This is a genomic window from Microbacterium sp. 4-7, assembly GCF_014332665.1.
GTDB lineage: Bacteria > Actinomycetota > Actinomycetes > Actinomycetales > Microbacteriaceae > Microbacterium.
In genome coordinates, this window is the sequence record NZ_MCRH01000006.1 from 92,917 (window position 1) to 119,665 (window position 26,749).

Sequence of the window (26,749 nt, forward strand, 5' to 3'; positions counted from 1 at the left end):
CGATCGAGAGGATCCCTCAATGACGAACTTCCCCACCGGCTTCCTCTGGGGGGCCGCCACTGCCGGACACCAGATCGAAGGCAACAACGTCAACAGCGACTGGTGGGAGCGGGAGCTGACCATGCCCGGCATGGAGCCCTCGGGCGACGCCGTCGACAGCTACCACCGCTTCCGCGAGGACATCGACCTGCTCGCCGATGCCGGCCTCGACACCTACCGCTTCAGCCTGGAATGGTCGCGCATCGAGCCGATCGAGGGCCAGTTCTCTCGCGCAGAGCTCGCGCACTACCGTCGAGTGATCGACTACTGCCTCTCGCGCGATGTCACTCCCTTCGTCACGCTGCAGCACTTCACGACGCCGCGATGGTTCGCGAACGACGGCGGCTGGACGTCGCCCAAGGCCAAGGACCGCTTCCTCAGCTTCGTGACCCAGGCCACCACGATCCTCGACGGTGTCGAGTGGGTCGCGACCATGAATGAGCCGAACATGCAGGCAGCCATCATGACGGCGATGCGTCGCATGGCCGCTCAGGGCGGACAGTGGACGAGCCCCACGGTCGAGGCGGACGCGGTCGAGAGCGAGGCACCCGCGGAGCAGAAGGAAGAGAAGAAGCAGCACGGCTCCTTCCTGCAGGACGCAGACCCCGAGATCGGCCGCGCGTTCGTCGAGATCCACCATGCCGCCCGGGAGATCGTGCGCGCCAAGACGAACGCCAAGGTCGGCTGGACCATCGCCGCAGGCGCGCTCACCGCGGCCCCCGGTGGCGAGGAGAAGCTGAAGCAGATCCGCTACGGCAAGGAAGACGTCTACTGGGAGGGGTCCCGCGGCGACGACTTCGTCGGTGTGCAGGCGTACTCGTCGCAGGAGGTCGATGCCGACGGTCTTGTGCCGCATCCGCCGCACCCCGACAACACGCTCGTCGGCACCGCCTTCCGCCCCGACTCGCTCGCCATGGCCGTGCGCCACGCATGGGAGGTCTCCGAGGGCGTCACCGTGATCGTGACCGAGAACGGCATCGCCACGGCCGACGACACCCAGCGGATCCGCTACACGGATGCCGCGCTGCGCGGACTCGCCGACACCATCGACGAGGGCATCGACGTGCGCGGCTACCTGCACTGGACGCTGCTCGACAACTTCGAGTGGGGTCACTGGGCTCCGACCTTCGGCCTGATCGCCGTGGATCGGGAGACGTTCGTGCGCACGCCCAAGCCGAGCCTCGGCTGGCTGGGCGAGGTCGCGAAGCGCAACGGTCTGGCCTGACCGAAGCCGCGTACAGAGGCCGAGCAGATGACCGTCGACGTCGACGATCCCCAGGGCGAAGGCCCTGCGGAGGCTGCGGGGCGCGTTCCCGAGGGAAACCTCGCGCTCCCGCAGCCTTCCTCCCTGGTCCCCGCGCCCGACGATCGCGCGGGGACCGGGCAGGCATCCGTCTCGGGGTGGTCGATCGCCCTGCTCGTCGCCGCGACCTTCGGGGCCGGCATGGCGATGATCGTGCCGATGGCCTACTCGCTGGCGGTGCGGCTCGACCAACTGGCACCCGGGCGCACCGAAGCCCTCGGCATCGTCCTCGCGGTCGGCTCGGCGGCCACGCTCGTGCTCGCGCCGCTCACCGGCATCCTCAGTGATCGCCTGCGCAGCCGCTGGGGGCGGCGGCGTCCGTTCACCGTGATCGGTCTGCTGATCGGCGCGGCCTCTGTGCCGGTCATGGCCCTCGCCCCGGATCTCAGCGTTCTCACGATCGGGTGGACGCTCTCGACTGTGGGGTGGGGAACGGCGGCTGCGTCACTCGGAAACTGGCAGGCGGATCGTCTGCCGCCGCACCAACGCGGCCGTGTGTCCGGCCTCACCGGCGTCACCATGCAGGTCGCGCCCGTTGTCGGGATCATCCTCGTCGGACTCTTCCGCGATCAGGTCATCCTCGTGTTCGCGCTCCCTGCGGCGATCGGTGTCGTACTGGTGATCGCATTCCTCGCGGTGGTGCACGACCCCGACAGCAGGGGGATGCTGATCGAGCGGCGGCTGACCGTCGGCGGACTGCTGCGGAGCTACGGCTTCGATCCGCGTGATGCCCCGGACTTCGCATGGAACTGGCTCGGGCGCTTCATCTTCTTCTCCGGGCTGACCCTCACCACCAGCTTCACCGTGTTCTTCGTCGCCCAGCGCCTCGAGCTGCGCGTGCCCGATGTCGCCGGAGTGCTCGCGATCGTCTCGGCGTCGAGCATCGTGACGGCCACCGTTGGCTCCCTCGGGGGCGGATGGCTGAGTGACCGGGTGGGCAGGCGCAAGCCGTTCATCCTCGCGGGTGCCGCTCTCTTCGCGGCGGGATGCAGCGTCTCGGCGTTCGCCCACGACCTGCCGACGCTCATGGTGGGCACCCTGCTGAACTCCCTCGGCATCGCCACCTTCTCGGCTGTGGCTCAAGCCCTTCTGCTCGACGTGCTGCCCGATCGCGAGAGGGAAGCGGGTCGCTACATGGCCATCGCCCTGTTCGCGCAGAAGATACCCGGCGTCTTCGCGCCGGTGCTCGGCGGGGCGGTGCTGGCCATCGGTGCCGGCGCCGAGAACTTCACCGCGCTGTATCTCCTCGCTGCCGCGCTCGCCTTCGCCGGCGGTCTCCTCATCACCCTCTCGGTGCGCAGCGTCCGCTGAGCATCACCCATTCGAAACGGAGCAATGATGTCCTTTCCCTTCCCCGACGTCTCGTCGACCCCCCTCGGCTCGCTGATCGATCTGACAGGACGCACCGCGCTCATCACGGGAGGCGCTCAGGGCCTCGGCCGTGCCATCGCGGATCGGCTCGCCGAGGCCGGTGCGAGCATCGTGATCGCCGACCTCGACGAGGGCCGTTCGCGAGCGGCGGCAGACGAGATCGGCGAGCGCTTCTCGGTGCGGACGGTGGGCGTGCGCATGGATGTGACCGACTCGGCGTCGGTGGCTGCGGCGACCGACGCCGCGGCGGCTGAGGTCGGTGCTCCGGATGTCTGGGTGAACAATGCCGGAATCTTCCCCAGCCAGTCCCTGCTCGAGATGAGCGACGAGACCTGGGAGCAGGTGTTCGCCGTCAACACCCGAGGTGTGCGCAACGGTGCTCGCGAGGCGGCCCGTCGGATGCCGCAGGGCGGCGTGATCGTCAATATCGTCTCGACCGCAGGCTTCCGTGGGACTGCGCCCGGTCTGTCGGCCTATGTGTCGTCGAAGCACGCGGTGCGGGGGCTCACGAAGCAGCTCGCTCTGGAGCTCGCGCCCCAGGGGATCCGCGTTCTCGGTGTCGCTCCCAGTTACGTGCCGACCGAGGGGAACATGGCGATGGCAGCTGCGGCGATGGAGCAGATGGCAGCAGCCGGCATCGACCCCTCGACCATGCCTTCGGCGATGTCGCAGAGTCTGATCGGTCGTCAGGGCACGCCCGACGACATCGCGCGCGTGGTGCTGTTCTGCGTCAGTGACCTATCGGTGGTGATGACCGGCAGCACGCTGCTCGCGGACGCTGGCGAGACGATCTGACTGGCAATCGGTTGCCATTTCTCCCGAACTCTGCTGTACTGAAACCAAGAACGCAAAGAAGCGCACGAAAGGCCATTGATGCTCAAGCCCATCGCCACCGCGACCCGTGACCTCGTCAAGCTCGACGGAGTCTGGAAGTTCGGGATCGACTCCCGCCTCCCGGAGGAGCCCTGGCTCGCCTCTCTCGACACGCCTCTCGAAGCAGCCGTTCCCGCGAGCTACAACGACCTCTTCACCGATCCGGCGATCCGCGACCACGTCGGCTGGGTGTATTACCAGCGGTCGGTGCAGGTGCCGCGCGGCTGGGCGGGGGAGCGGATCCTCCTGCGTTTCGACGCCGCGACGCACTCGGCGAAGGTCTATGTCGACGACCAGCTCGTCGGTGGACACGTCGGCGGGTACACGCCGTTCGACATCGACGTCACCGATGTCGTGAAGCCGGGCGCCGCGTTCCGGCTCACGGTCGCGGTCAGCCCCGACCTCAGCAACACCACCATCCCGCCGGGCAAGATCGAGGTCGGCATGACCGGCGTCAAGACCCAGACCTACTTCCACGACTTCTACAACTACGCGGGCCTCGCCCGGTCGGTGTCGCTGTACTCGCTGCCGCAGGTGCACGTCGACGACGTCACGGTCGTGACGACGTTCGAGGGCTCGACCGGATTCGTCGACTACCGCGTCGAGACCGTCGGCGATGCCGCCGTGCGGGTGAGCCTGGCGGATGCCGCGGGCAGTGTCGTGGCGACGTCGTCCGGCCCGGAGGGCCGTCTCGAGATCGCCGACGTCGTGCTCTGGAAGCCGGGCGCCGCGTACCTCTACGAGCTGACGGTCGAGGCCGTCGACGGAGACGACGTGCTCGACACGTACTCCGTGGCAGTCGGTGTGCGAACGGTCGCGGTGCGAGGCGAGGAGTTCCTCGTGAACGGCGAGCCGTTCTACTTCACCGGATTCGGCAAGCACGAAGACACGTTCGTCCGTGGCAAGGGTCACGATGACGCCTACATGGTGCACGACTTCCAGCTGATGGAGTGGACGGGCGCCAACTCGTTCCGCACCTCGCACTACCCCTACGCCGAGGACGTGCTGGACTTCGCCGACCGCCACGGCATCCTGGTCATCGACGAGACCGCGGCCGTGGGGCTCAACATGGGTGTCGTGGGCGGATTGACTGGTACCCCGCCGTTCCCCACCTTCTCGGAGCAGTATGCCGGGGCGGAGACGCACGCGGCGCACGCGCAGCACCTGCGTGAGCTGATCGGACGCGACAAGAACCACCCGTCCGTCGTGCTGTGGTGCATCGCCAACGAGCCCGCGTCGAACGAAGACGGTGCACGCGAGTACTTCGAGCCGCTGGTGAACCTGGTGCGCGAGCTCGACCCGACGCGCCCGATCACCTATTCGATGGTCATGTTCGCGACCTTCAAGAACGACCAGATCATCGACCTGTTCGACGTCGTGAGCCTCAACCGCTACTACGGGTGGTACATCAACGCGGGCGACCTCGCGACGGCCGAGATGTATCTGCAGGGCGACATCCAGGGCTGGATCGACCGCACGGGCAAACCGATCATGATGCTCGAGTACGGCGCCGACACGATGCCGGGCCTGCATTCGGTGTGGGACCAGGTGTGGACCGAGGAGTACCAGACCGACCTGCTCGCGATGTACCACCGTGTCTTCGATCGCTTCCCGCAGTTCGTCGGTGAGCAGATCTGGAACTTCGCCGACTTCGCCACGACCAACGGCCTGCACCGCGTCGGTGGCAACAAGAAGGGCATCTTCACCCGCGAGCGCCGGCCGAAGTCCGCCGCATTCGCTCTGCGCCAGCGCTGGCGTGGGCTCGACGGACGCAAGCCCGGCGCGGACGCCTGACCTACCGCCTTCACGCAGAGGAGAAGCACATGACCATCGACAGGGCCGACGTCATCGTCACGAGTCCCGACCGCAACTTCGTCACGCTCAAGATCACGACCGCAGACGGCGTGACCGGACTCGGTGATGCGACGCTGAACGGGCGTGAGCTCGCGGTCGTCGCCTACCTTACCGAGCACGTGGTGCCGTTGCTGATCGGCGCCGACGAGTCTCGCATCGAAGACACCTGGCAGTTCCTGTACCGCAGCGCATATTGGCGTCGCGGACCCGTGACGATGGCGGCCATCGCAGCCGTCGACATGGCGCTGTGGGACATCAAGGGCAAGGTTGCCGGGCTTCCCGTGTACCAGCTGCTCGGCGGAGCCAGTCGGAAGGGCCTGATGGCCTACGGTCACGCGTCCGGCAAGGAGCTGCCCGAGCTGTTCGACTCGATCCGCGCGCATCAGGCACAGGGATATAAGGCGATCCGGGTGCAGACCGGGGTGCCGACCCTCAAGGCGATCTACGGCATCGCCGCGCAAGGTGCGGACGTCGGCGATGCCAGCGTCCGGTACGACCACGAGCCGGCGCGTCGAGGCGCGAAGCCCGTAGAGGAGGACTGGGACACGCGCGCCTACCTGAATCACCTGCCGGGTGTCTTCGAAGCCGTGCGCAACGAGTTCGGCCCTGACATCCCGCTGCTGCACGACGGCCACCACCGGATGACGCCGATCCAGGCCGCACGCCTCGGCAAGGACCTCGAGCCCTACGACCTGTTCTGGCTCGAGGACTGCACTCCGGCCGAGAACCAGGAGGCGCTGCGCCTCGTGCGCCAGCACACCACGACGCCGCTGGCGATCGGCGAGATCTTCAACACGGTCTGGGATTTCAAGGACATCATCCGCGATCAGCTCATCGACTACGTGCGTGGAGCCGTCACCCACATGGGTGGCATCAGCGCCCTGAAGAAGACTCTCGACTACGCGGCGATGTACCAGATCAAGTCGGGCATGCACGGGCCGACCGACATCTCGCCGGTGGGCATGGCGGCGGCGATGCACCTCGGTCTCGCGATCCACAACTTCGGCATCCAGGAGTACATGCAGCACGGGTCGCGCACCGACCAGGTGTTCCAGCAGTCGTTCACCTGGACCGACGGCTACCTGCACCCCGGCGACAAGCCCGGTCTGGGTGTCGACCTCGACGTCGACGAGGCGGGCAAGTACCCGTACGAGCAGGCCTACCTGCCCTACAACCGGCTGCTCGACGGCACCGTCCACGACTGGTGAGCGCACACGCATCGCCCCCGGTCGTGGTGATGGGGGTCTCGGCCGCCGGCAAGTCGACAGTGGGGCGCCTGCTCGCGACCGATCTGGGCGTCGAGTTCCTCGACGCGGACGACCTGCATCCCGCATCCAACCGGGCGAAGATGAGCGCGGGCACACCGTTGACGGATGAGGACCGGATGCCGTGGCTCGACCGCGTCAGCGATGAACTCGCCGCACGGTCGGCATCGGGGTCAGTGATCGCGTGCTCGGCGCTCCGGCGGGTCTATCGGGATCGGATCCGCGAGCGGGTGCCGGGTGTCGTGTTCGTGCACCTGCACGGCAGCGACGAGCTGCTCGCCGAGCGCGCGGCCGGCCGAACCGATCACTTCATGCCTCCTTCCCTGCTTCGATCGCAACTCGACACCCTCGAAGCGCTCGACGCCGACGAGGTCGCGGTCGTCGTCGACGTCGGTCGCCCGCCCGCGGAACTCGCCCGCGCCGCCGTCGAATGGCTCGAATCGCACCGGTCATGACACGCTGGGAGCTGGGAGGAACCATGGACGACGATCTGCCCGGTGAACTCGCGGAGCGCATCCGGCGTCGCGGCGGCGCCGCGACCATCTACGACATCGCGGAACTCGCGGGTGTGAACCCGTCGACGGTGTCGCGCGCGCTCAGCAAGCCCGGTCGCATCAGCAAGAAGACGGAGGAGAGGATCCGTCTCGCCGCCGACCGCCTGGACTTCCAGTTCAACCCGATGGCGCGTGCCCTGCCGACCGGACGCAGCCACACGATCGGGTTGATGGTCGCGGACATCACCAACCCCGTGATCTTCGGCATCGTCCGCGGCGCGGAGCACACGGCAGCCGCGGCCGGATACACGCTGGTGATCGCCGAATCGCAGGAGTCCGGTGAAGCGGAGGCCGAGGCGGTCTCGCGGCTGCTGCCGAGCGTCGACGGGCTGATCCTGGCGACCACCCGTCTGGCTGACGAGCGGATCCTGCGGCTGGCGGAGCGCAAGCCCGTCATCCTGATCAACCGGCAGGTCGACGGCGTGGTCGGCGTCCTCCCCGAGGTGGAGCAGGGTGTCGCGGACCTCGTCGCCCATCTCGCCGACCTCGGTCACCGGTCGATCGCGTATCTCTCCGGCCCCGAGACATCGTGGATCAGCCGACGACGGTGGGAAGCTATGCTCGACGCCGCCGAGCGCCTCGGCCTGGCAGTCGTCGAGATCGGCCCGCACATGCCGACGATCGACGGCGGTCGCGAAGCTCTTCGTCGAGTGCAGGCATCGCGGGCGACCGCCGTCATCGCGTTCAACGACCTCATGGCGATCGGCCTGATCCAGGCTGCGTCCGCCGCCGGCATCCTCGTGCCCGACGGACTGAGCATCGCGGGGTTCGACGACATCTTCGGCAGCGAACTCATCGTGCCTGCGCTGACCACCGTGCGCGCCCAGTTGCAGCTCGCAGGGGAGCGCGCGGTCGGTAAGGTCCTCGAAGCTCTGGGCGATGCGACCGAACCGGTCAGCGACGATCCTCTCGCGACGACCCTGGTGGTGCGGGGAAGTACAGGGCGCGCTGCTCGGAGCTGAGTGCCGTGCGCTGCGCTGCGCGTCTTTCTGTGGACGTGTGGCAATCGGTTGCCGAAACCATCGATCTCTGATTTGATGTAACTGTCTCAACAGTGAGACGGTCTGGAGACTTCGATGACGAAAGCACAGCTGGGGAAGCCGCGATCATGAGCGAGCAGATCACGCATCGCACCGGGGAGGAATCCCGGTGGACCTCGAACATCGGTGTGCACTACGACGCGAAGAAGCCGCTCTCCCGATACATCCGCTGGTACCTGCTGCTCTCGCTGGCTGTCTCGGCAGTGTGGGCGGCGACGAACGGCATCCTCATGCCGAACAAGATCCAACTGCTGGAGTTCGGATCCTTCTTCAATGGGGCAGACGCCGGCGTCGACCTGCAGGCTCTCACCGAGTTGGGTCGCGCCGTCGCTGCCGGCGAGGTCACTCCTACGACGGATCAGACCAGACAGCTCGCCCTGCTCTCTGACTTCGAAGCAGCGCGAGCGAACGGGCTGGCGCTCGTCACGACGACCAGCGCCATCATCGTGATGATCCTCCAGCCGGTGATCGGCGTGCTGTCCGACCGTACACGCTCCCGCCTCGGACGCCGGGCGCCGTGGATCCTCTACGCCGGACTGATCGGCGCCGTTCTGTTGGTCGCTGTCCGGTACGCGCCTTCGCTCGTGGTGCTCGTCGTGCTGTGGTCTGCCGCCGAACTCGCGCTGAACGTCGCAGGAAACCCGCTGCAGGCCACGGTCGCCGACAGAGTGCCGCGCGACCGACGCGGCCGCGTGACGTCGTGGACGAGCATGGGCTCGATCATCGGCGGAATCCTGGGTGGAATCGGCGCCGGTGCACTGTTCGGACTCGTCGGGCTGGACTTCTATCTGATCCTCGGCCTGCTCGTGGCGATCGCCACAGTGCTCTTCGTCACCCGGAACCGTGACGCGTCATCCGTCGATGTCGAGCGTGAGCCCTTCGCCTGGAAGCCGTTCCTGCTCGGCTACGCGAGTGCTCTCAAAGCCCGCAACTACCGGTGGCTGTGGATCTCGCGCGTGCTCTTCTTCTTCGGCTACAGCACGTCGACGGTGCTCAATCTCTACATGCTGCAGAGCTACGTGCGCCCCGCGCTGAGCGCCGCCGAGGCATCGGCGATGGTGCCGATCCTCGGGCTCGCGGGCATCCCCTTCACGCTCATCGCCGTGGCGATCTCGGGGCGGCTCTCCGACCGTGTCGGCCGTCGCAAGCCCTTCATCGTCGTTGCGTCGCTGCTCATGGCGGTGTCGATGGCGATCCCGCTGATCTCGCCGACGCTCCCGGCCCTCTTCGCCCAGGTGATCATCACTGGCCTCGCCTTCGGCATCTACCTGCCGGTCGACAACGCGATGTTCATCGACGTGCTCCCTGATCCGGCGCGCGCAGGGCGGGATCTCGGTCTCGCGATCGTCGCCATGAACCTCGGTCAGGCGCTGGCACCGGCGCTCGCTGCGGTCGTGGTCTCAGCGACCGGCGGGTATCAGCTCGTCTGGGGAGCCGCACTCGTGCTCGTCGCCCTCGCGACGCTCACCGTGGCGCCGATCCGCGAGCGGACGGCCACCGATGCTTAGATGGGGCATCGTCGGCACCGGCGACATCTCCGATCGCCTCGTCTCCGATCTGCTCGCCATCGGCGGTGACATCTCAGCCGTCTGGGGGCGAACCGCCGAGCGCGCGTCCGACTTCGCGACGCGGCACGGCATCCCGACGTCGACCGACGATCGGGCAGCGCTGTTCGCTCGCGACGACGTCGACGTCGTCTACATCGCCACCCCTGCCGTCACGCATATGGCGATCACGCTCGAAGCCCTCGACGCGGGTAAGCATGTGCTGGTCGAGAAGCCGATCGCGACCTCGGCCGCTGACGCCGAATTGCTCTTCGCCCGCGCGGCTCAGGTGGACCGATTTCTCATGGAGGCGATGTGGATGCGGTTCAACCCGCTGCACGTCGAGATCATCGACCGGATCGCCGCGGGAGAGCTCGGCGCGATCGGAAACGTGCGGGCGAGCTTCGGCACCCCGTTCTTCCCGCGCCCGGGCAAAGAGCGGCCGGAAGACGGCGGAAGCATCCTGCGCGACAGGGGGATCTACCCGGTCACGCTGGCCCATTGGTTCCTCGGCGAGCCGCGCGCTCTCGACGCCCGTGGCGTCATCTCAGACGGAGTGGACCTGTCGGGGCATGCGACGCTCGAACACTCCGGTGGGGCCTTCGCGCAGCTCGCGTGGTCAGGAGTGGACTTTCTCGATCTCTCGGCGGCGATCAGCGGCGAGCGAGGCTGGATCACGCTCGATCCCATGTTCTGGGCGGGCAGCGACGCCCGAGTTCATGCAGGGTCGGCGGAGCGCATCTTCCGCGAGCCGGAGCAGGTGCGGCATCCGCGGGTCGGCAACGGATACGGCCCGATGCTCGAGGCTGTGACTGTCGCGATCGAATCCGGTCTGCGCGAGCACCCCTGGCATGACGCCGCGACGACGATCTCGATCACCCACACCCTCGACCGCATCCTCGCGGACTTCTCCTCCGAGTCGCGCTGATCGCGCTCGGAGCCCATTCACAGAAGGAACAGCATGGACATCTCAGGCAAGGTCTTCGTCGTCACGGGCGCAGGAAACGGCATCGGACGCGAGGTGACGCTGCGTCTGCTTGCCGGTGGCGCCTCGGTTGCCGGCGTCGACCTGAACGCCGCAGGCCTCGAAGCGACCGCAGCACTCGCGGCTGTCGGCACGCGATTCACTCAGCACGCGGTGAACATCACCGACCGGAATGCGATCGACGCGCTTCCCGGCGCCGTGATCGCGGCTCACGGCCAGGTCGACGGCGTCGCGAACATCGCCGGTGTGATCCAGAAGTTCGTCAAGGTCAACGACCTGCCGTTCTCCGAGATCGAGAAGGTCATGAATGTCAACTTCTGGGGCGTGATGAACGTGTGCAAGGCATTCCTGCCCCATCTCCTCGCCCGGCCGCAGGCATCGCTGCTCAACGTCGCGAGCATGGGATCGTATGCCCCGGTGCCCGGTCAGGCCGTCTACGGCGCCTCGAAAGCCGCGGTGAAGCTCCTCACCGAAGCGCTCTACGCCGAGCTGCTCGACACGAACGTGCACGTCACCGTTATCTTCCCGGGCGCGATCAGCACCGGCATCGCCGCGAACTCGGGCGTCGATCTCGGGGGCGATGCGTCGGCCGAGACCAGCGCGTACAAGACGACCACGCCGCAAGAGGCCGGCCGGGTGATCGTCGACGCGATCCGCAAGGACCGCTTCCGAGCGACCATCGGTTCGGATGCTGCGGCCATGGATCGCCTGTCGCGCCTCAACCCCAAGTTCGCGACGACCATGATCGCGAAGCAGATGAGCGGTCTTCTCGCCTGAGCATCCGGTCGACGGGACCCAGCCGTGGTGATGCCGTCAGTCGACGCCGCCTCGAGCCCCGTCGACGTCGAGCACGGCGGCGGGGAGTTCGCGCACCAGCTCGCGGGCGAGGTAGCCGAGACCCCTGCGCTCGGCGAGTCGGTCTCCTGCGCGGGCGTGCGCCCATGCTCCCCAGACGGCGGCGCGTTCCGGGGCGAGTCCTCGGGCGGCGAAGCCGGTGATGGCGCCCGCGACGACGTCGCCCGATCCGGCCGTGCCGAGGCCGGGGCCGCCGTCGTCGAGTTGCCATGCGGCGCCCGAGGGTGAGACCACGGCGGAGTAGCAGTGGATCACGGCGTCGAGCTCCTGAGCGAGTCCCGGCAGCTCCGAGAAGAGGTCGTCGACGGGGCGGCCCAGCAGGAGCTCGGCCTCGTCGAGATTGGCGTTGACGATCAGGGACGCCGGAAGATCCGAGCGCGGCACATCGCGCAGTGCACCGACGGCGAAGGCGTCGACCACGAGGCAGGAGATGTCGTGGCCCGCCAGCCGCCGCAGCCACCCGAGGGCATCCTCGGGGTCGTCCAGCCCGGGCCCGACCAGCACCGCATCCGCTCCCTCGCAGGCGCTGCGCAGGTCGTCGGTCATCGGTTCGCCCGGATCGGGCGATTCGTAGACCCCGGCCTCGGGGAACGCGATCCGCACGACATCCGCGACCGAGGCGTCGGTCGTGACCGCGACCTTGCCCGCTCCGACGCGCAGCATGGCCTCTCCGCCCAGCACGACCGCGCCGGCCGAGAGAGGCGAGCCGCCGATGATCATCGCCGTGCCGCGGGATTTCTTCGAGTCGCCGGGGTCGGGCAGACCCCACTCCTGCAGCAGCTGCGGCGTCACCCGCGTCGGCTCATCCCGGGCCGACATCGGGGCTTCCCGGGTGCACGGTGATGTCGGCGCCCAGCTGTGCGAGGTGGCGCACGTCGGAGAAGTCCTCGAGCTGCCACTGCCGGCCGTCCAGGCGCAGCCGCGTCACCGAGGCGTTGAGCACCGGGTTCGTCGAGGCGAACTGCATGAGGCGCGTCTCGTCCATCCCGGTCAGCAGTGCGACCAGCAGCATCACGACCGCGTCATGCGCGACGACGAGACCGACGCGGGCGTCGTCGGCCAGTGCATCTCGCAGGAACGACCGCAGGCGCAGGGACACATCGGCCCACGACTCTCCTCCGGGCGGCCGGTGGTAGTACTTGCCCAGTCGCGCCCGACGGTCGGCCTCTTCGGGATGCCGGGCGGCGACGCCCCACCGGGTCAGCAGATCGAGGATGCCGAGCTCTCTGTCGCGCAGCCGTTCGTCGGTGAGCACCCGCTCGACGCCGGCGACGCCCTCCACGCCCTCCATGCTGAGCGCGAACGTCTGCTGCGCCCGCACGTACGGCGACAACCAGGCGACCTGGGGCGTGACAGGGCCGCCATGCAACGCGGCCGCCAGCGCTCGCGCCTGCTCGGCACCGGTGGTCGACAACGGCACATCGGCGTCTCGGGTCGCGAGGTCGATCACCTCGGCGCGGGCGGTCTCCGCGGCTGTCGCGGCGACGTTGCCGACACTCTCTCCGTGCCTGACGAGCCACAGCTCCTGCACGTCACATCTCCCAGTCTTCGAACGGGAGGTCCCAGGAGGCGTGGTCCGGTTCGATGCGTCCGGTCGTATCGACGTGCGCGGCCTTCTCGACCGAGATCACCACGCGCGTCGTGGGGCGGATGAGCACGCTGATGCTGCGGTCGTCGCCCGACAGGGTGATGAAGGTCGGCGCTGCGGATGCGGCGGCCTCGATCTCGTCCATCACCTGCCTCAGAGGGCGATCGTCACGCAGCACGAAATTCCGGCCGTCGATCTCGATGTTCGTGCTCATTGTGCGCTCCTCCCTCTCGTGTGGCCGACGCTAGGCGATCGAAGCGAGTGTGCCGAGGGCCTTGCGTCAGAGGCCGACGAGGGTTAACCGAACTCTCTACGATGAGATCATGCAGATGCTCGACACCCTCGCGCTCGTCGGCGAGGTGCTGTCGTGGGTCGGTCTCGGGCTCGGTCTGCCGATGCTGCTGATCGGCGTCCTCATCCGGACGATCGAGGGGCCGTGGCTGCCCGCAGAGATCGCCATCATCGAGCGTGACGGGGCTTTGCTCGCCCGCTGGTTCGCCGGCGGAGACTTCCACGAGCGACCGCTGAGCCGGCAGGAATCGGCGACCGCGGAGGCCGGCTGGGCCGACGGAGTGGTCAGCGCGAACAACCCCTCCCACGCGCGGGTGGGGGAGCCGCCGCACGCACGCCGCGTCGTCCTCACCCTCGGGATCGTGTTCGCCGGCGTCGGGTTCGTGGGTCTCGTGGTGTCGCTGCTCCCGCTGCTCTGGTCGTAGCTCGTAGGGTGACGGTCATGGAGGACTCCGCCGACATCCCCGCATCCACCCCGATGGACGACTGGTTCGACGCGCTGAGTCGTCCGACCGGTTCTCCCGGGGGAGGCGCCGCGTCGGGAGTGATGCTCGCGATCGCCGCCTCGCTGATGAGCATGGTGGGCGGGTACTCCGATGACGACCCTCGAGCATCGGAGCGCCTCGATCCGCTCACCGGGCGACGCGTCGAGGCGCTGCGGGCGGTCGAGGCGGACGGCGTCGTCTCGGCACGCTTCGGAGCTGCCCTCGCACTGCCGAGCGACGACCCGTCCCGCGACGAGCGCGTCCGCGAGGCGGCCGTCGAGGCGGCCGAGTCCGCGGCGCAGGTCGGTGGCATCGGCGTGCGGATGCTGCGCGACGTGCGGGTGCTCGTCGAGGCGGGCAACCCTCACATCGCCGTTGATCTCGCCGTCGCCGCAGAGGCCCTGGGCGCCGGATTGTCGGGGGCGTCGCTGAACATCCGGGCGAACCTGCAGATCGCACGCCGTCACGGATCGTCCGACACCGCGCTCGCCGGCCTCGACGCGGAGATCGAACGGTTGGCGGATGCGCGACGCGAGGTCGCGCAGATCATCGAGGAGCTGTCCTCTCGACTCGACTGAGAACATTTCGCCGCGGTTGACAAGAAAACTGAGTGCGCTCATAATAGAGTTCAGTCGTTATTCTGCGACGGATTCCGGAGATCACGCATGAGAGCTTTCGTCCTCTCGAAGTACGACACCGCCGTGCACGCGGCCGACGTGCCCGAGCCCTCCGTGGGCGAGCGCGACGTGCTCGTCCGCGTGCAGGCGGCGGGTGTCAACCAGCTGGATGAGAAGATCCGCGCCGGCGAGTTCAGAGCGATCCTGCCGTACCGTCTGCCGATCGTCCTCGGGCATGACGTCGCGGGCACGGTCATCCGCGTCGGCGCCGGCGTGAGCCGTTTCGCGATCGGCGACGAGGTCTACGCGCGTCCGCGCGATCGTCGCATCGGGACCTTCGCCGAGCGGATCGCGGTCGACGAGAGCGACGTGGCGCTGAAGCCCGCGTCGATCACGATGGACGAGGCGGGGTCGCTGCCGCTCGTCGCGCTGACGGCCTGGCAGGCCCTGGTCGAGATCGGCGAGGTGCGGCCGGGCCACAAGGTGCTGATCCATGCGGGAGCCGGCGGCGTCGGATCGATCGCGATCCAGCTCGCGAAGCACCTGGGCGCGGAGGTGGCGACGACCGCGAGCGGCGCGAACGCCGACTTCGCGAGGATGCTCGGCGCCGACCATGTCGTCGACTACCGGTCTGAGGACTTCGAGGAGGTCCTCAGTGGATACGACGTCGTGCTCGACAGCCTCGGCGGCGAGAACCTCGAGAAGTCGCTGCGCATCCTGCGGCCGGGAGGCAGGGCGGTCGGGATCTCGGGTCCGCCCACACCCGAGTTCGCCCGCGCAACCGGCCTCAATCCACTGCTCCGACTGGCCATGGCTGTGCTCAGCCGCAAGGTCCGGGCCCAGGCGAAGCGCCTGGGCGTCGCCTACACGTTCCTCTTCATGCGGGCGAGCGGCGAACAGCTGCGCCAAATCGCAGAACTCGTCGACGCGGGAGCCATCCGCCCGATCGTCGGTCGCGTGCTCCCGTTCGAGGAGGCCGCCGACGGCATCGCGTCGCTGACCCGGGGCGGAATCCGCGGCAAGGTCGTGATCAGGGGAGCCTGAGTCCTGATCGCTGCAGAGCATCCGGACGCACGAAGGCCCCGGGAGCGATCCGATCGCTCCCGGGGCCTTCGCCGTGTGGACTACTGCTCCGAGGTGCGCGCCAGCTGCGGGTAGAGCGCCTCGAGCGGGGCGCTCAGGGCGGCCCTGACCTGCACCGAGGTGTCGTCGGCGAGCACCTCGTACTCGCCCGCCTCCGTGGCATCCAGCACTGTGGTCACGAGCACGGCCGGGTCGAGCTTCGGGTCGGTGACGTTCGCCGCCATGGCCGTGTCGACGTATCCGACGTGCACCCCGACGACGTGCACTCCGGCCGGGGCGAGCTCGAGGCGCAGCGAGTTCGTCGCCGACCACAGCGCCGCCTTGGTCGCGCTGTAGATGCCGGCGACGGCGTACCAGCTCAAGGCCGAGTGGATGTCGATGAGCGCCGACTGCGGCTGGGCCGAGAGGATCGGCGCGAAGGCGCGAGCGAGGAACAGCGGGCCGAGGAAGTTGGTCTCGACGTTCGCGCGGATCTCCTCGTCGCTGTGCGAGAGGATGCCGGGGCTCGAGGGCGAGGCGCCGGCGTTGTTGATGAGCACCGTGACGTCGGGTGCGGCCGCGACGGCTGCGGCGATCGATGCCGGATCGGTGACGTCGAGGGCGAGCGGCACGATGCGCTCGTCGTCCCACTCGCGGGGCGTGCGTGCGGAGGCGTAGACCTTCGCGGCGCCGCGTGCGAGGGCCTCGCGGACGAAGTGCGTGCCGATCCCTCCGTTCGCGCCGGTGACGAGGACTACTGCTCCAGAGAGAGAAGGCATGAGGGTGGGCTTTCTGTGGGAGGGATCGAACGGATGCCGTCACGGCTTCACCGTGGATCGATGAGGCGCTCGTGGGAGAATGGGCGGACCGAGCCCACGCCCTGGTGACTATGATCAGAACTGAGCGTGATCATTATTTATTCCGAAGGACGTCATGACTGTCGACTCCCGCCCTCTCGGTCGACGTGAGCGCAACAAGCTCGACAAGCTCGAGCGCATCACGACCGCTGCCGGCGAGCTCTTCGCCGAGCGAGGGGTGGACGACGTCACGACGCAGGAGATCGCCGATCGCGCCGACATCGGCACGGGAACGCTCTTCCTCTACGCCAAGACCAAGGGCGAGCTGCTGCTGCTCGTGCAGAACTCGATGTACGCCGAGGCGCTCGAGCGCGGACGCGCCGCCGCCGCCGACGCGGACGGTGTTCTCGAGGGTGTGCTGGCGGTGATCCGGCCGGTCATCGAATGCAACCGCACCCAGATCGACAACGGCCGCACCTACCTGCGTGAGATCGTGTTCGGCGACCCCGAAGAACCGCATCACGGTGAGGCGCTCGCCCTCACCGGGCAGACCGAGCAGCTGGTCGCCGACGTCATCGCCCGTGATACGCGGGTCTCGGCCGACGAGGCCGCGGCGCTCGCCCGCATCGTCTCGGCCGTCATGTTCCTGACCATGTCCGCCACGATCAACATCGCTCACTCGGTCGAGCAGATCGTCGACGAGGTCGCCGCGCAGATCAGAGTGATCCTGCCGGCCTGACCGGACGTCAGTGCACGAACGCCTTCAGCACGACGAAGGCCACCCCGAACAGCGCTGTGCTCAGCGCCCCGAGGATGCGGACGGGGATGGAGCTGCCCCGACGGAGGAAGGCCACGTAGCCGAGGAAGGCCAGGATGACGGTTCCTGACCACAGGGCGACGTCGTTCGCGGCATCGTCGGGAATGACCCGCGTCGTGCCGGCGACGAGGATGAGCGCGGGGATCCCGGCCGAGCTCAGCATCCCGAGTGAATGGCGCACCGAGCGGCCGATGGCCGTGCGCACGCCCATCTGCTCGGGATCGTCTCGGCCGAGCCGGGCGACGGCACCCGCGTAGACATGCGCCGCCCAGAAGACGATGACGGTCACTCCGACCGACAGGAGCACCGCGGCAGACGTCTCTCCGTGTGCGGACGAGACGGCGATCAGTCCGCTCACGAGGATCGTTCCGTAGACCGCCGCTTCGGTGCCGAATCCCGGACGCAGGGTGCGGTGCGCGCGAAGCAGCGGGTGCTCATCGGGGGAAGACGCCGTCATGCTGCCGAGCGTAGTGCGGATTCCCCGGCATCCGAACCTCCCGTCGAGCGGTTCAGCGACGGGATGCGCTCGCGCGATCGACGCGGCGGAAGCCGTCACCGTGAGGTTCCACGGCACCGCCCTCGATGAAGCTGTCTATCCAGCCGCGCATCGGCCACTCGCCCCATCGCTCGGCGAACAGAGCGCCGTTGCGCAGGATGTCGTCGAGGTGGCGCCAGGGCGGAGAGCCGGCCGGATGCCACTGGTGGTAGGCATGCGCGCCGCCGACCCAGCGCAGACCGATGCCACGCGCCCGTGCGCGTCGACCCAGGTCGGTGTCTTCGGCGCCGTAGCCCTCGTACACCTCGTCGAATCCGCCGAGACGCGTCCAGGTCTCGGGGGTCACCGCGAACGAGAGCGACCAGAACAGGTCGAACTCGTCATCGGTCGCCGCGACGACGGCGTCGCCCGCGGGCAGTGGGCGAGCGGGGTGCGGACGGGTCAGGATGCCGAGATCGTGCGGTGTCGACGGGCGCTGCACACTGTGGAGATAGGTCACCGGGCCGCAGAGGAGGTCCTGCGGGTGCGTTCGCGCGGCACCGATATATCGCTCGACGAGTCCCGGTCCCGGCAGGCAGTCGACATCGAGGAACACCAGCAGGTCGACGTCCCGAGCGAGCGCGAGCGAGGCCGCCGCGTTCCGCGCCGCGCCGACGCGCATGCCGTGGTCGCCCGGCGGCACATGCACGAACAGGGCCGGGGGCTGCACGGGCGGGGCCTCCGCATCCAGCCACGCCTCGATGCGGACGATCTCGACGCCGGGCGTGCTCACCTCGTCGAGGAACCGCCGCTGACGCTGCAGATGGTCGAGACGGTTGACCGAAGCCGGCGTGATGACGGCGACGCGGACGCTCATCACGCCACCTCCTCGATCGCGCTCGCGGCGCGGGCGGCAGCCCCGTGCACCTGCCACGCGTGCCAGCGGGGAGCGGTCTCAGCAGCTCGGCGGATGCCGTCCACGACCTGGGAGGGCTCCGCATCGACCGGAAGACTCTGGGCGAAGCCCTGTGCGGCGAGCACGCGGGCCATGTCCTCCTGCTCGCCGAAGGGCCTCTCCTGGGCGATCACGACGGCGCGGGCATCGGCGGCGGCGAGGTCGGCGATGCTGTTCTGGCCCGCCGCGCTCACCACGACCGTGGCACGGCAGAGCAGGGGCCAGACGTCGTCGACCCGGTCGTCGCCGTTCACACCGGCGGTCTCGACGTCCCACCCGTCCGCTCTGAGCAGCTCGACGGTCTCCGAGAGCGCGTCACGGTCGAGAGCGCGGCCGAGGAACAGCACGCGACGAGGGTGCTCGTCGCCGGTGTCGACGCGGGCTCGGCCGTCATAGCGAGACACGCCGCCGACCGCTCGCACGCGCTCGCGGCCGACGAGCGCCGTCGCCTCGATGGTTCCCTGCGGCCACGGCGTCAGGATGAGGTCGGCGAGGTCGTATCCGAGCCGGTGCGGGGCGTCGGTGCGCTCGCCCGGTTGAGCGAAGACGATCGTCGGCACGCCCATCAGGCGGGCGAGCATCGTGATCTCGACGCTGACGTCGACGACGAAGGCCGCGGTCGGGTGGACGGCCACCCAGTCGGCGATCACCGAGAGGCGAGCCTGATGCCCGGGATGCCCGAGGGGTGCCCAGTGCAGGCTGCCGTTCGCGGTGACATCGCCGAGCTCGTGCGCCTCTCGGCGCACTCCGTCGGCCCCGACGACCGGGTCGGAGTCGGAGGGCAGCTGAACCCATGTCGTCCGCGGTGCCAGGGACTCGGGCTCAGGCAGGCTCGAGAACACCGTGACCTCGTCGGCGAGGTGCGGGCGGATCGCCTGCATCCGCGTCAGGTGGCCCCACCCGTGATGGTGCACGTACCAGGCGATCATGCTCCGACCGCCTCCACGAACTCGTGGGCGGGCATCGCGCTCTGAGCGGCGACGGTGAGGACCCGTTCGATCTCGCGATGCCGATGGTCGAGCGAATGCCGCGCGGAGGCGGCGTCGCGCACATCCCGTCGGCGCAGTCCGCTGCGCGACTGCGCGACCAGGTTCGTCGCGGCGCGCGCGAGCGCCTCGGTGTCGGCGGACGGCACCACGGCGGTGCCGGGGATTCCGGCGAGCACCTCACTGGTGCCTCCCGAGTCGAACGCGGCGACGGGCGTGCCGGTCATGAGCGCCTCGGCCATCACCAGCCCGAAGGGCTCCGACCACACCGGTGTCACGAGGGCGACCGATGAGGCCCCGACGAGCGCGGCGAGCTCGGGCTGTCGCAGCGCGCCGACATAGTCGATGCCCCGGCCGAGACGCGGGCGCACCTCGCGGTCGAAATAGGCGGCGTCGCCGACGCGGCCCGCGAGCTTCAGCTGCGCGCCGGCGCGTCGAGCGGCATCGATGGCGAGATGGGGTGCCTTCTCGGGCACGATCCGGCCGAACCACACCCAGTCCCCTCCGCCAGGTCCCAGACTCCACTGGGCGGTGTCGACGCCGTTGGTGAAGACGAACGCCTCGACGCCCTCGGCCGACCACGCGCGCGCCGTGTACTGGCTGACCGCGAGGAACCTGTGCGGCGACGAGCCGTCGAGAGCATTCGACGCGATCACCATGTCGGCGAGGGGAGGGGTATGCAGCGTGGTGACGACCGGAACCCCGATCTCGCGGCTCCACAGGATCGGATCGCCGTGGAGGCTGTGATTGTCGACGACATCGACGCGAGTCTCCGGCGCGTCGAGCCGATCGCGTACCCGCGCGAAGGCGTCGGTCATGAGACGGCGGTGCCCCTCGGGGAAGTCGGTGTCGGACGCATCCCGCGCCCGGTGCCACCGCGGACTCGGCAGGTGCAGGTCGGTGTCGGCGTCGAGGAAGTCCGATCCCTCCGCCGCGCACAGCTCCACATGGTGGCCGCGGCTGCGCAGCCAGCGCACGCGGTTCCAGACCACGGCCTCCAGCCCGCCCGCGTGCGGTTGGCGAAGAGGATGACGTTCGGGCGCCACGACCAGCACCCGCAGCTGCTCGCGACCGATCATGCGCGGACCCCCTCGGTGACGCGCGCACATGCCTCGGCGTACAGCCGCGCATGGGCGGTGCGCACCGCCTGCCGCTCGGCCAGCCTCTCGGACCTGCGCGTGTCCATCGGCGGCCGGGGCGGCGCGTCCGACGCGCGCGACACGGCCGCTGCCAGCGTCCGCGCGTCGTCGAGCTCGATGACGAAGAAGTCGTCGGGATGCTGCGAGCCGATGTGCCCCACCTCGGTCCCGGCCACGGGGACCCCCAGGTCGTGGCAGAGCTCGACCCATCCCGAGTGGGTTCCGTGCAGGTACGGCAGGACGAAGAGGTCGAGGCCGCCGATCCACGCGGCGATGTCCGCGTCGCTCAGCCGCGGGGTGCGCCGCACGTGCACGGACGGGTGGTCGGCCGCGGCGGCGACCACGCGGGCTGCCGCCTCGTCATCCCGCGTGCGCTCGTTCAGCAGGATCTCGAAGTCGACGGCGCGACCCGCCTCGGCGAGCTGTCCGGCCGCGTCGACAGCCGTGCGGACCGCACGCTCCGCGTCGATGTTGGGACGCAGGTCGCGCAGGTGGATGCCGACCCGCACGGTCGCGTCGCCCGAGCGCACGATCACCGGCGCATCGTCGAGCAGAGTGGGGTGCGCCAGCACCTCGCTGCTCCGGTGCCACCGTCGTTCGATCTCGTCCGCCGCGGTCGCGGTGAGCGTGACCAGGCGATCGGCCGACGGGATGATCACATCGAGCAGCTCTCGGTACGGCGCCTGCTCGACCAGCTGCGGGTTCTCGAGGTCGTGCACGGTGTACACGACCGGGCGGCCGAGCCGGTGCGCGGTCTCGAGCGCCTCGCGCAGCTCGTCGGGCGAGAAGGATTCGAGGCCGAAGTGCACGTGCAGCACATCGAACTCATCTGCGTGCGACACCAGCCACTGCGGGGTGAGAGCCACCGGAGGCCACCAGACGCCCGCAGCTGCGCCGGGAACGGGCGGATCGGGGAGGACCTTCACTCGCTCCGTGTCGGCGATGGCGCGCACGTAGGGATGGGTGGCCGGGATCGAGGCGACGCGGATGAGGGCGGGTTCGGTGACGATGTGGTTCTCCGTGGGCGGGCAGAGCATCGACGTGCGGGGTCGCGATGACGGGGGTGACCGCACAGCAAAGGGGGCGCACGACTGATGCGATCGAAGGGGGTACGTTCGAATCATGAGCCACGATCCCGAACCGCGCACGGGCGTTGCGCCGACCGGCTCCGTGGTGCTAGCGCGTCAGAAGCACTACTCGGAGTTCTACGGGCTCACCCCGCTTCCCGAACGATTCGGCGTCGTCCTCGGCAACTGCCAGGCCGAGTCGCTGCGCGTGGTGATGGATGCGCCGGAGCACCGATTCGTGCGCGTCCCCGCCGTGCACGAGATGACCGCCGCCGACGCCGCGCGCCTGCACGAGATCGCCGGCCTCGCCGACGTCGTGGTGAGCCAGCCGATCCGCGACGACTATCGCGATCTGCCGCTGGGGACGCAGCAGATCGCCGCGGTGACCGATGCCCGGGTCATGACCGTGCCCCCGGTGCGCTTCGCCGGACTGCATCCGTTCCAATCCGCCTTCCGGGTTCCCGGCGTCGAGGGAGATCCGCCCGTCGTGGCGTACCACGACGTGCGCACTCTCGCCGCCGCCGCGGGCATCCCCGTCGTCGCCGCGCTCGCGCCCGCTGAGATGCGGGCCGTGGGACAGACGTCGATCGACACGCTGCGCCTGCGCGAGCAGACCGCCGACGTGGCGGTCTCCGACCTCTTCGACTCCGTCACGGCCGATCACATGCGCACGGTCAATCATCCGGGCGATGCGGTGTGGATGCCGTTGGGCGGCCGCATGCTCGAGATGCTCGGCCATACGGGCGGCCCGACCGACCCCGGGCGCCCGCTGCTGAACTCGGTGCGCGCGCCGTTGGAGCCGGAGGTCGTCGACGCGTGGGGGCTGGCGGACGAGCCGCGCGCACACTGGATCGTCGACGGCGTGGCGGTCGACGACGCCGAGGTGCGTGCCGCTCACCGCGAGTGGTACGCCACGCACCCGGAGTTCGTCGACGCCGCCGTGACCCGTCTCGCGCCCCTTCTCGACGTCTGGCGAGCACGATGAGCGTCACCCCGCTGCTGCTCGTCCACCCTGGAACGCACGGCGTCGCCATGTACGGACGGCAGATGGCCGATGCGGTCCGCGTCGCGGATCCGTCGATCCGCACCGTGGAACCGCACGACCTGGATGCGGACGACGACCGCGCCCCGTTGCACGTGCACTTCACCGACCGGCTCTGGGGTCGCTCTCCCGAGGAGGCGGCGCAGGCGTTCGGGGACCTCGCCGCCGGGCGCGCGATCAGCGTCACCCTGCACGATGTGCCGCAGGCGTCGGACGGCGAGCGCAACCTGCCCCGGCGGCGGGCCGCGTACGCGGCGGTGGCGGCGGCGGCGCGTGGAGTGGCGGTGAACAGCGACCATGAGCGTGCGCTGCTGCGCGAAGAGCGGGTGTGGACGGGCCCGGCGGTGAGCATCCCGCTGCCCGTCGAGCTGCGGCCCGATGTGCCGCGGACGCCGGCGGACGCGTCGATCGGAGTGCTCGGCTACTTCTACCCGGGCAAGGGACACGACGAAGCGGCCCGCGCAGCCGCGTCCGCGGGCATCACGAGGATGACGGTTCTCGGCCGGGCGTCCGACGGCCACGCCGCGGAGCTCGAGGAGTTCGTCCGTCGCGCGGGCGCCCTCGGGGTCGAGGTCGACGTGACGGGCTGGCTCGACGACGAGGAGATCGCCCGGCGGGGACGCGCGGTGTCGGTGCCGGTGATCGCCCATCGCCATGTGTCGGCGTCGGGGTCCCTCGCATCGTGGATCGGCTGGGGGCGCCGTCCCGTCGCCGTGCGCAATCGCTACATGGACGAGATGGCGGCGCTGCGTCCGGGAACCGTGCAGACCGTCGACGGATCAGAGCTCGCCACCGCGGTGCGGGCGGCGTTCGAACGACCCGAGACGACCTGGCACGGACTCACTCGGCTGCCGATGTCGTGGCCGGACGCGGCGGAGGCCTACGTGCGCTGGTGGGGAGGGCTGGCGTGGTGACACGGCGCCCGTGGGTCGTCGGCAACAGGTGGGACTCGCTCGACGGGGTCCAGCCGCAGACGCTGCCGAAAGTGTCGGTGATCGTCGCCCACTACGAGCAGCCCGGGGAGCTCGCCCGCACGCTGTCGGCGCTGTCGACGCAGGACTATCCGCGCGAACTCCTCGAGATCGTCGTCGCCGACGACGGCTCCGCCGGGGATGTCCTCGTGCCGCCGGGGGTCACCCTCGTGCGGCAGGACGACCGGGGCTTCCGCCTCGCCGCTGCGCGCAATCTCGGCGCACGAGCGAGCACCGGGGACGTGCTCTGCTTCCTGGATGCCGACACCGCCCCGGAACCCGGGTACGTGCGGGCGCTCACCCGTCTTCCGGCGCTGCTTCCCGAGGCGGTCACGGTCGGACGGCGTCGCCACGCCGACTTCTCGGGCATCGATGCGGAGACTCCCGTGACCGGGGCGGTGATCGGCCGGGAGCTCCCGGAGCCGGCCTGGCTCGCCGAGGAGTACGCACGCAGCCGTGACCTGCTCGACGCCGACGACCGCTCGTACCGGTTCGTCATCGGCGCGGTGATCGCCTGCTCGCGTCGCCTGTTCGAGGAGACCGGCGGCTTCGACGAGTCGTTCTCGACCTACGGCGGGGAGGACTGGGAGTGGGCGCATCGGATGTGGCAGGCCGGCGCCGTGCTGGCGCACGTGCCGACGGCCGTGGCCTGGCACGACGGGCCCGAGTGGGCCGAGCGCACGGATTCCGGGCTCGAGCGCGCGAACGCCCAGACCATGACACTCGTCTCGTCGATCCCGGTCGACGGCTCGGCTCCGCGGGGACTGCTGTCGGCGGTCCCGGATCTCGTCGTCCGGCTGCGCGGCACGCACACCCGGGAGGCGCTGTTCATCGCGGTGGACTCGATCCTCACCGCGTTCCCGCGGTCGCGCGTGATGCTCGATGCGACGTCCGGACTCGACATCGACGACCCGCGCATCGTGATCGACGGCGACGAACCCGATGCCAGGGTGCTCTGGGAGCTCGACCGCCCGGTCGTGGTCCTCGAGTCGGCAGGGATCGCCGAGCTCGTCGCGGGCCTCGGTGCGGGTGACGTCGGCACCGTCGATCTCGTCGACTCCGCCGGCTCGTCCGCCGGTGTGCTGCACTCGCGACGAGCGCTGCGGCGAGCCGCGCGATGGGGCACGGCAGAGGGATTCGAGACCCTGACCGTCCGTGCGGAAGGCGTGCATCTGCTGCGCTCGAACCCGCACGTGGAGGCATGGGTCGGAGGGTGGGGCGGTCCCGATCGGTTCCGCTGAGCGTACAGTTCTCATCATGGGGAAATTGGAGTACAACAGCTCGCGGCCCGCGATCGAGATCGAGGACGCCACTCTGGCGCACGTGAAGATCGTGATCGGCACGAAGCTGCGCCGCAATGAGAGCTTCATGATGACATGGCTCTCGAAGCCCGAGGCATCGTCCGGCCGCATGACCATCTGGGTGCACCCCAGCATCCCATTGGTGCTCGAGTTCGATGATCCGACGATGCCCGCGATCGACCCCAAACGGGTCGCCCACATGATGGATCAGCTGAACTCGCGCGGCGAATTGGTGCTCGACCAGCTCTGACGTCGAGCGCTCACTCGTGCTCGGGGAGGATCGGACTCGACCACCCCGGGTCGCGCCCCAGCTGAGCGGCGCGCGAGACGGATGCCGCGCCGAAGCGACCGCGCAGGGTGTCGAGCACCGTGTCGAGTCGTTCGTCGTCGCCCCAGTCGATCGGCAGTTCGGGTGGCGCGTTCTCGGCGCGGTCGAGCTGCGACAGCGAGATCCCGATGAGGGTGATGCCCCGCGCCTCGATCTCGGGCCAGGCCGCGGCAAGCAGGGTCCGCGCGACGTCGAGCAGGATCGCGGTGCGATCGGTCGGCGCCCGGAGAGAGCGTGATCGGGTCGCCTTGGCGAAGTCCCCGTAGCGAAGGCGCAGCACGACCGTGCGGCAGACGCGCTCGCCGTCGCGGAGCCGGCGGGCGAGCCGGTCGATGATCTGCGTGAGGAAGAGGTCGAGCTCGTCCGCTGTGCGGGCGCGCGAGCCGAGGGCGCGCTGCGAGCCGATCGAGCCGCGGCGCCGGGTCGTGTCGACCGGGCGCGGGTCGCGCAGGCGGGCGAGGGCGTGCAGGTGCGAGCCCGCAGCCTTGCCCAGCACCCGCTCGGCCGTCGCCGCCTCGAGCTCCGCCAGCTGACCGACCGTGTGCACCCCGTAGCGGTGCAGCTTCTCGGCCGTCACCGCCCCGACGCCCCACAGGCGCTCGACCGGCAGCGGCAGCAGAAAATGCTCCTCCCGGTCGGGTTCGACCACGAGCAGCCCATCGGGTTTGCTGACCGCGCTGGCGACCTTGGCGAGGAACTTGGTGCGCGCCACGCCCACCGAGATGGCGAGGCCGACCTCTGTGCGCACCCGATTCCGCAGCCGCACTGCGACCTCTTCGGGGGTGCCGACGATGCGCCTCAGCCCACCGACCTCGAGAAAGGCCTCGTCGATCGAGAGGCCCTCCACGAGCGGGGTCGTGTCGCGGAAGATCGCGAACACGTCCTTGCTCGCCGCCGAGTACGCCTCCATGCGCGGCGGGACGACGACGGCATCCGGGCAGAGCTCGAGCGCCTGGCGGCCACCCATCGCAGTGCGCACCCCTCGGGCCTTGGCCTCATAGCTCGCCGCCAGCACCACGCCTCCGCCGACGATGACGGGCCGGCCGCGCAGAGCAGGCGCATCGCGCTGCTCGACCGAGGCGTAGAACGCGTCGAGATCGGCGTGCAGCACGGTGGCTTCGCCCCGCATCGTGTTCTCCCGTCGA

The 26,749-nt window shown here is 69.4% G+C and carries 28 protein-coding genes; 18 read left to right on the top strand and 10 right to left on the bottom strand.

Going from position 1 to position 26,749, the window contains the following annotated elements; translation table 11 throughout:
• Positions 1–19 precede the first annotated feature (19 nt).
• The 10 genes from BEP68_RS12830 (at position 20) to BEP68_RS12875 (ending at position 11,605) form a co-directional block, all read left to right on the top strand.
• Positions 20–1,264: a glycoside hydrolase family 1 protein gene (locus BEP68_RS12830; RefSeq protein ID WP_187250224.1), complete on the top strand. Its 1,245-nt coding sequence runs from the start codon at positions 20–22 to the stop codon at positions 1,262–1,264.
• 27 nt (positions 1,265–1,291) lie between these two features.
• A complete protein-coding gene (locus tag BEP68_RS12835; RefSeq protein WP_187250225.1) occupies positions 1,292–2,653 on the top strand; it encodes an MFS transporter in 1,362 nt (453 codons plus the stop codon).
• A 27-nt stretch (positions 2,654–2,680) separates the two neighbouring features.
• Positions 2,681–3,508, top strand: a complete 828-nt coding sequence (locus BEP68_RS12840; protein ID WP_187250226.1) for an SDR family NAD(P)-dependent oxidoreductase — start codon at positions 2,681–2,683, stop codon at positions 3,506–3,508.
• 78 nt (positions 3,509–3,586) lie between these two features.
• Entirely contained in the window at positions 3,587–5,380 is a 1,794-nt protein-coding gene (uidA, locus tag BEP68_RS12845) for a beta-glucuronidase (RefSeq protein ID WP_187250227.1), read from the top strand.
• A 29-nt stretch (positions 5,381–5,409) separates the two neighbouring features.
• Positions 5,410–6,648, top strand: coding sequence for a D-mannonate dehydratase ManD (gene manD, locus BEP68_RS12850; protein ID WP_072591781.1), 1,239 nt, complete (start codon positions 5,410–5,412; stop codon positions 6,646–6,648).
• On the top strand, positions 6,645–7,160 hold the full coding sequence (locus BEP68_RS12855) for a gluconokinase (protein WP_285364553.1): 516 nt from the start codon (positions 6,645–6,647) through the stop codon (positions 7,158–7,160). The genes manD and BEP68_RS12855 overlap by 4 nt, the downstream gene beginning before the upstream one ends.
• A 23-nt stretch (positions 7,161–7,183) precedes the next feature.
• Positions 7,184–8,221 carry a LacI family DNA-binding transcriptional regulator gene (locus BEP68_RS12860; protein ID WP_187250228.1) on the top strand — a complete coding sequence of 346 codons (1,038 nt, stop codon included), beginning with the start codon at positions 7,184–7,186 and terminating at the stop codon, positions 8,219–8,221.
• 146 nt (positions 8,222–8,367) lie between these two features.
• Positions 8,368–9,807 (top strand): MFS transporter, encoded by a 1,440-nt coding sequence (locus BEP68_RS12865; RefSeq protein WP_187250229.1) that lies wholly within the window; start codon positions 8,368–8,370, stop codon positions 9,805–9,807.
• Positions 9,800–10,771 carry a Gfo/Idh/MocA family protein gene (locus tag BEP68_RS12870; RefSeq protein ID WP_187250230.1) on the top strand — a complete coding sequence of 324 codons (972 nt, stop codon included), beginning with the start codon at positions 9,800–9,802 and terminating at the stop codon, positions 10,769–10,771. The genes BEP68_RS12865 and BEP68_RS12870 overlap by 8 nt, the downstream gene beginning before the upstream one ends.
• A 33-nt stretch (positions 10,772–10,804) precedes the next feature.
• Positions 10,805–11,605, top strand: a complete 801-nt coding sequence (locus tag BEP68_RS12875) for an SDR family NAD(P)-dependent oxidoreductase (RefSeq protein WP_187250231.1) — start codon at positions 10,805–10,807, stop codon at positions 11,603–11,605.
• A gap of 36 nt (positions 11,606–11,641) precedes the next feature.
• Here BEP68_RS12875 and BEP68_RS12880 read toward each other — a convergent pair whose 3' ends face one another.
• From BEP68_RS12880 to BEP68_RS12890, 3 genes are read right to left on the bottom strand one after another with little or no spacing between them, the layout of a single operon-like run.
• Positions 11,642–12,502 carry an NAD(P)H-hydrate dehydratase gene (locus BEP68_RS12880; protein WP_187250232.1) on the bottom strand — a complete coding sequence of 287 codons (861 nt, stop codon included), beginning with the start codon at positions 12,500–12,502 and terminating at the stop codon, positions 11,642–11,644.
• Positions 12,486–13,214, bottom strand: a complete 729-nt coding sequence (locus BEP68_RS12885; protein ID WP_072591776.1) for a histidine phosphatase family protein — start codon at positions 13,212–13,214, stop codon at positions 12,486–12,488. Before BEP68_RS12885 ends, BEP68_RS12880 begins: the two co-directional genes overlap by 17 nt.
• Before the next feature lies 1 nt (position 13,215).
• Positions 13,216–13,485, bottom strand: coding sequence for a hypothetical protein (locus tag BEP68_RS12890; protein ID WP_053097657.1), 270 nt, complete (start codon positions 13,483–13,485; stop codon positions 13,216–13,218).
• A gap of 109 nt (positions 13,486–13,594) precedes the next feature.
• On the opposite strand from BEP68_RS12890, the gene BEP68_RS12895 reads away from it, so the two are divergent.
• From BEP68_RS12895 to BEP68_RS12905, 3 genes are all read left to right on the top strand, one after another.
• Positions 13,595–13,987, top strand: coding sequence for a hypothetical protein (locus BEP68_RS12895; protein ID WP_187250233.1), 393 nt, complete (start codon positions 13,595–13,597; stop codon positions 13,985–13,987).
• Positions 13,988–14,004: 17 nt separating this feature from the next.
• Positions 14,005–14,625 (top strand): cyclodeaminase/cyclohydrolase family protein, encoded by a 621-nt coding sequence (locus BEP68_RS12900; RefSeq protein ID WP_053097655.1) that lies wholly within the window; start codon positions 14,005–14,007, stop codon positions 14,623–14,625.
• An 87-nt stretch (positions 14,626–14,712) separates the two neighbouring features.
• A complete protein-coding gene (locus BEP68_RS12905) occupies positions 14,713–15,708 on the top strand; it encodes an NADP-dependent oxidoreductase (protein WP_187250234.1) in 996 nt (331 codons plus the stop codon).
• 80 nt (positions 15,709–15,788) lie between these two features.
• Here BEP68_RS12905 and BEP68_RS12910 read toward each other — a convergent pair whose 3' ends face one another.
• Entirely contained in the window at positions 15,789–16,505 is a 717-nt protein-coding gene (locus BEP68_RS12910; RefSeq protein ID WP_187250235.1) for an SDR family oxidoreductase, read from the bottom strand.
• A 154-nt stretch (positions 16,506–16,659) separates the two neighbouring features.
• On the opposite strand from BEP68_RS12910, the gene BEP68_RS12915 reads away from it, so the two are divergent.
• A complete protein-coding gene (locus BEP68_RS12915; RefSeq protein WP_053097652.1) occupies positions 16,660–17,262 on the top strand; it encodes a TetR/AcrR family transcriptional regulator in 603 nt (200 codons plus the stop codon).
• A 7-nt stretch (positions 17,263–17,269) separates the two neighbouring features.
• Here BEP68_RS12915 and BEP68_RS12920 read toward each other — a convergent pair whose 3' ends face one another.
• From BEP68_RS12920 to BEP68_RS12940, 5 genes are read right to left on the bottom strand one after another with little or no spacing between them, the layout of a single operon-like run.
• A complete protein-coding gene (locus tag BEP68_RS12920; RefSeq protein WP_233277240.1) occupies positions 17,270–17,797 on the bottom strand; it encodes a hypothetical protein in 528 nt (175 codons plus the stop codon).
• A 52-nt stretch (positions 17,798–17,849) separates the two neighbouring features.
• The gene (locus tag BEP68_RS12925) at positions 17,850–18,692 is read right to left on the bottom strand and encodes a galactosyltransferase-related protein (RefSeq protein WP_187250236.1); all 843 of its coding nucleotides are present in this window, start codon (positions 18,690–18,692) and stop codon (positions 17,850–17,852) included.
• Positions 18,692–19,699: a glycosyltransferase gene (locus BEP68_RS12930; protein WP_187250237.1), complete on the bottom strand. Its 1,008-nt coding sequence runs from the start codon at positions 19,697–19,699 to the stop codon at positions 18,692–18,694. Before BEP68_RS12930 ends, BEP68_RS12925 begins: the two co-directional genes overlap by 1 nt.
• Complete coding sequence (locus tag BEP68_RS12935; protein WP_187250238.1) at positions 19,696–20,835, bottom strand: glycosyltransferase; 1,140 nt, start codon at positions 20,833–20,835, stop codon at positions 19,696–19,698. The genes BEP68_RS12930 and BEP68_RS12935 overlap by 4 nt, the downstream gene beginning before the upstream one ends.
• Positions 20,832–21,932 (bottom strand): glycosyltransferase, encoded by a 1,101-nt coding sequence (locus tag BEP68_RS12940; protein WP_187250239.1) that lies wholly within the window; start codon positions 21,930–21,932, stop codon positions 20,832–20,834. Before BEP68_RS12940 ends, BEP68_RS12935 begins: the two co-directional genes overlap by 4 nt.
• An 85-nt stretch (positions 21,933–22,017) precedes the next feature.
• On the opposite strand from BEP68_RS12940, the gene BEP68_RS12945 reads away from it, so the two are divergent.
• The 4 genes from BEP68_RS12945 to BEP68_RS12960 are packed head-to-tail and all read left to right on the top strand — an operon-like array spanning position 22,018 to position 25,526.
• Complete coding sequence (locus BEP68_RS12945) at positions 22,018–22,947, top strand: WcbI family polysaccharide biosynthesis putative acetyltransferase (RefSeq protein WP_187250240.1); 930 nt, start codon at positions 22,018–22,020, stop codon at positions 22,945–22,947.
• Positions 22,944–23,918 (top strand): hypothetical protein, encoded by a 975-nt coding sequence (locus tag BEP68_RS12950; RefSeq protein ID WP_187250241.1) that lies wholly within the window; start codon positions 22,944–22,946, stop codon positions 23,916–23,918. Before BEP68_RS12945 ends, BEP68_RS12950 begins: the two co-directional genes overlap by 4 nt.
• Positions 23,912–25,216 (top strand): glycosyltransferase family 2 protein, encoded by a 1,305-nt coding sequence (locus BEP68_RS12955; RefSeq protein WP_187250242.1) that lies wholly within the window; start codon positions 23,912–23,914, stop codon positions 25,214–25,216. Before BEP68_RS12950 ends, BEP68_RS12955 begins: the two co-directional genes overlap by 7 nt.
• Positions 25,217–25,232: 16 nt before the next feature.
• Positions 25,233–25,526 (top strand): hypothetical protein, encoded by a 294-nt coding sequence (locus tag BEP68_RS12960; RefSeq protein WP_053097644.1) that lies wholly within the window; start codon positions 25,233–25,235, stop codon positions 25,524–25,526.
• A 10-nt stretch (positions 25,527–25,536) separates the two neighbouring features.
• On the opposite strand, the gene dinB is transcribed toward BEP68_RS12960, so the two are convergent.
• Positions 25,537–26,733 carry a DNA polymerase IV gene (gene dinB, locus BEP68_RS12965; RefSeq protein ID WP_187250243.1) on the bottom strand — a complete coding sequence of 399 codons (1,197 nt, stop codon included), beginning with the start codon at positions 26,731–26,733 and terminating at the stop codon, positions 25,537–25,539.
• Positions 26,734–26,749 lie beyond the last annotated feature (16 nt).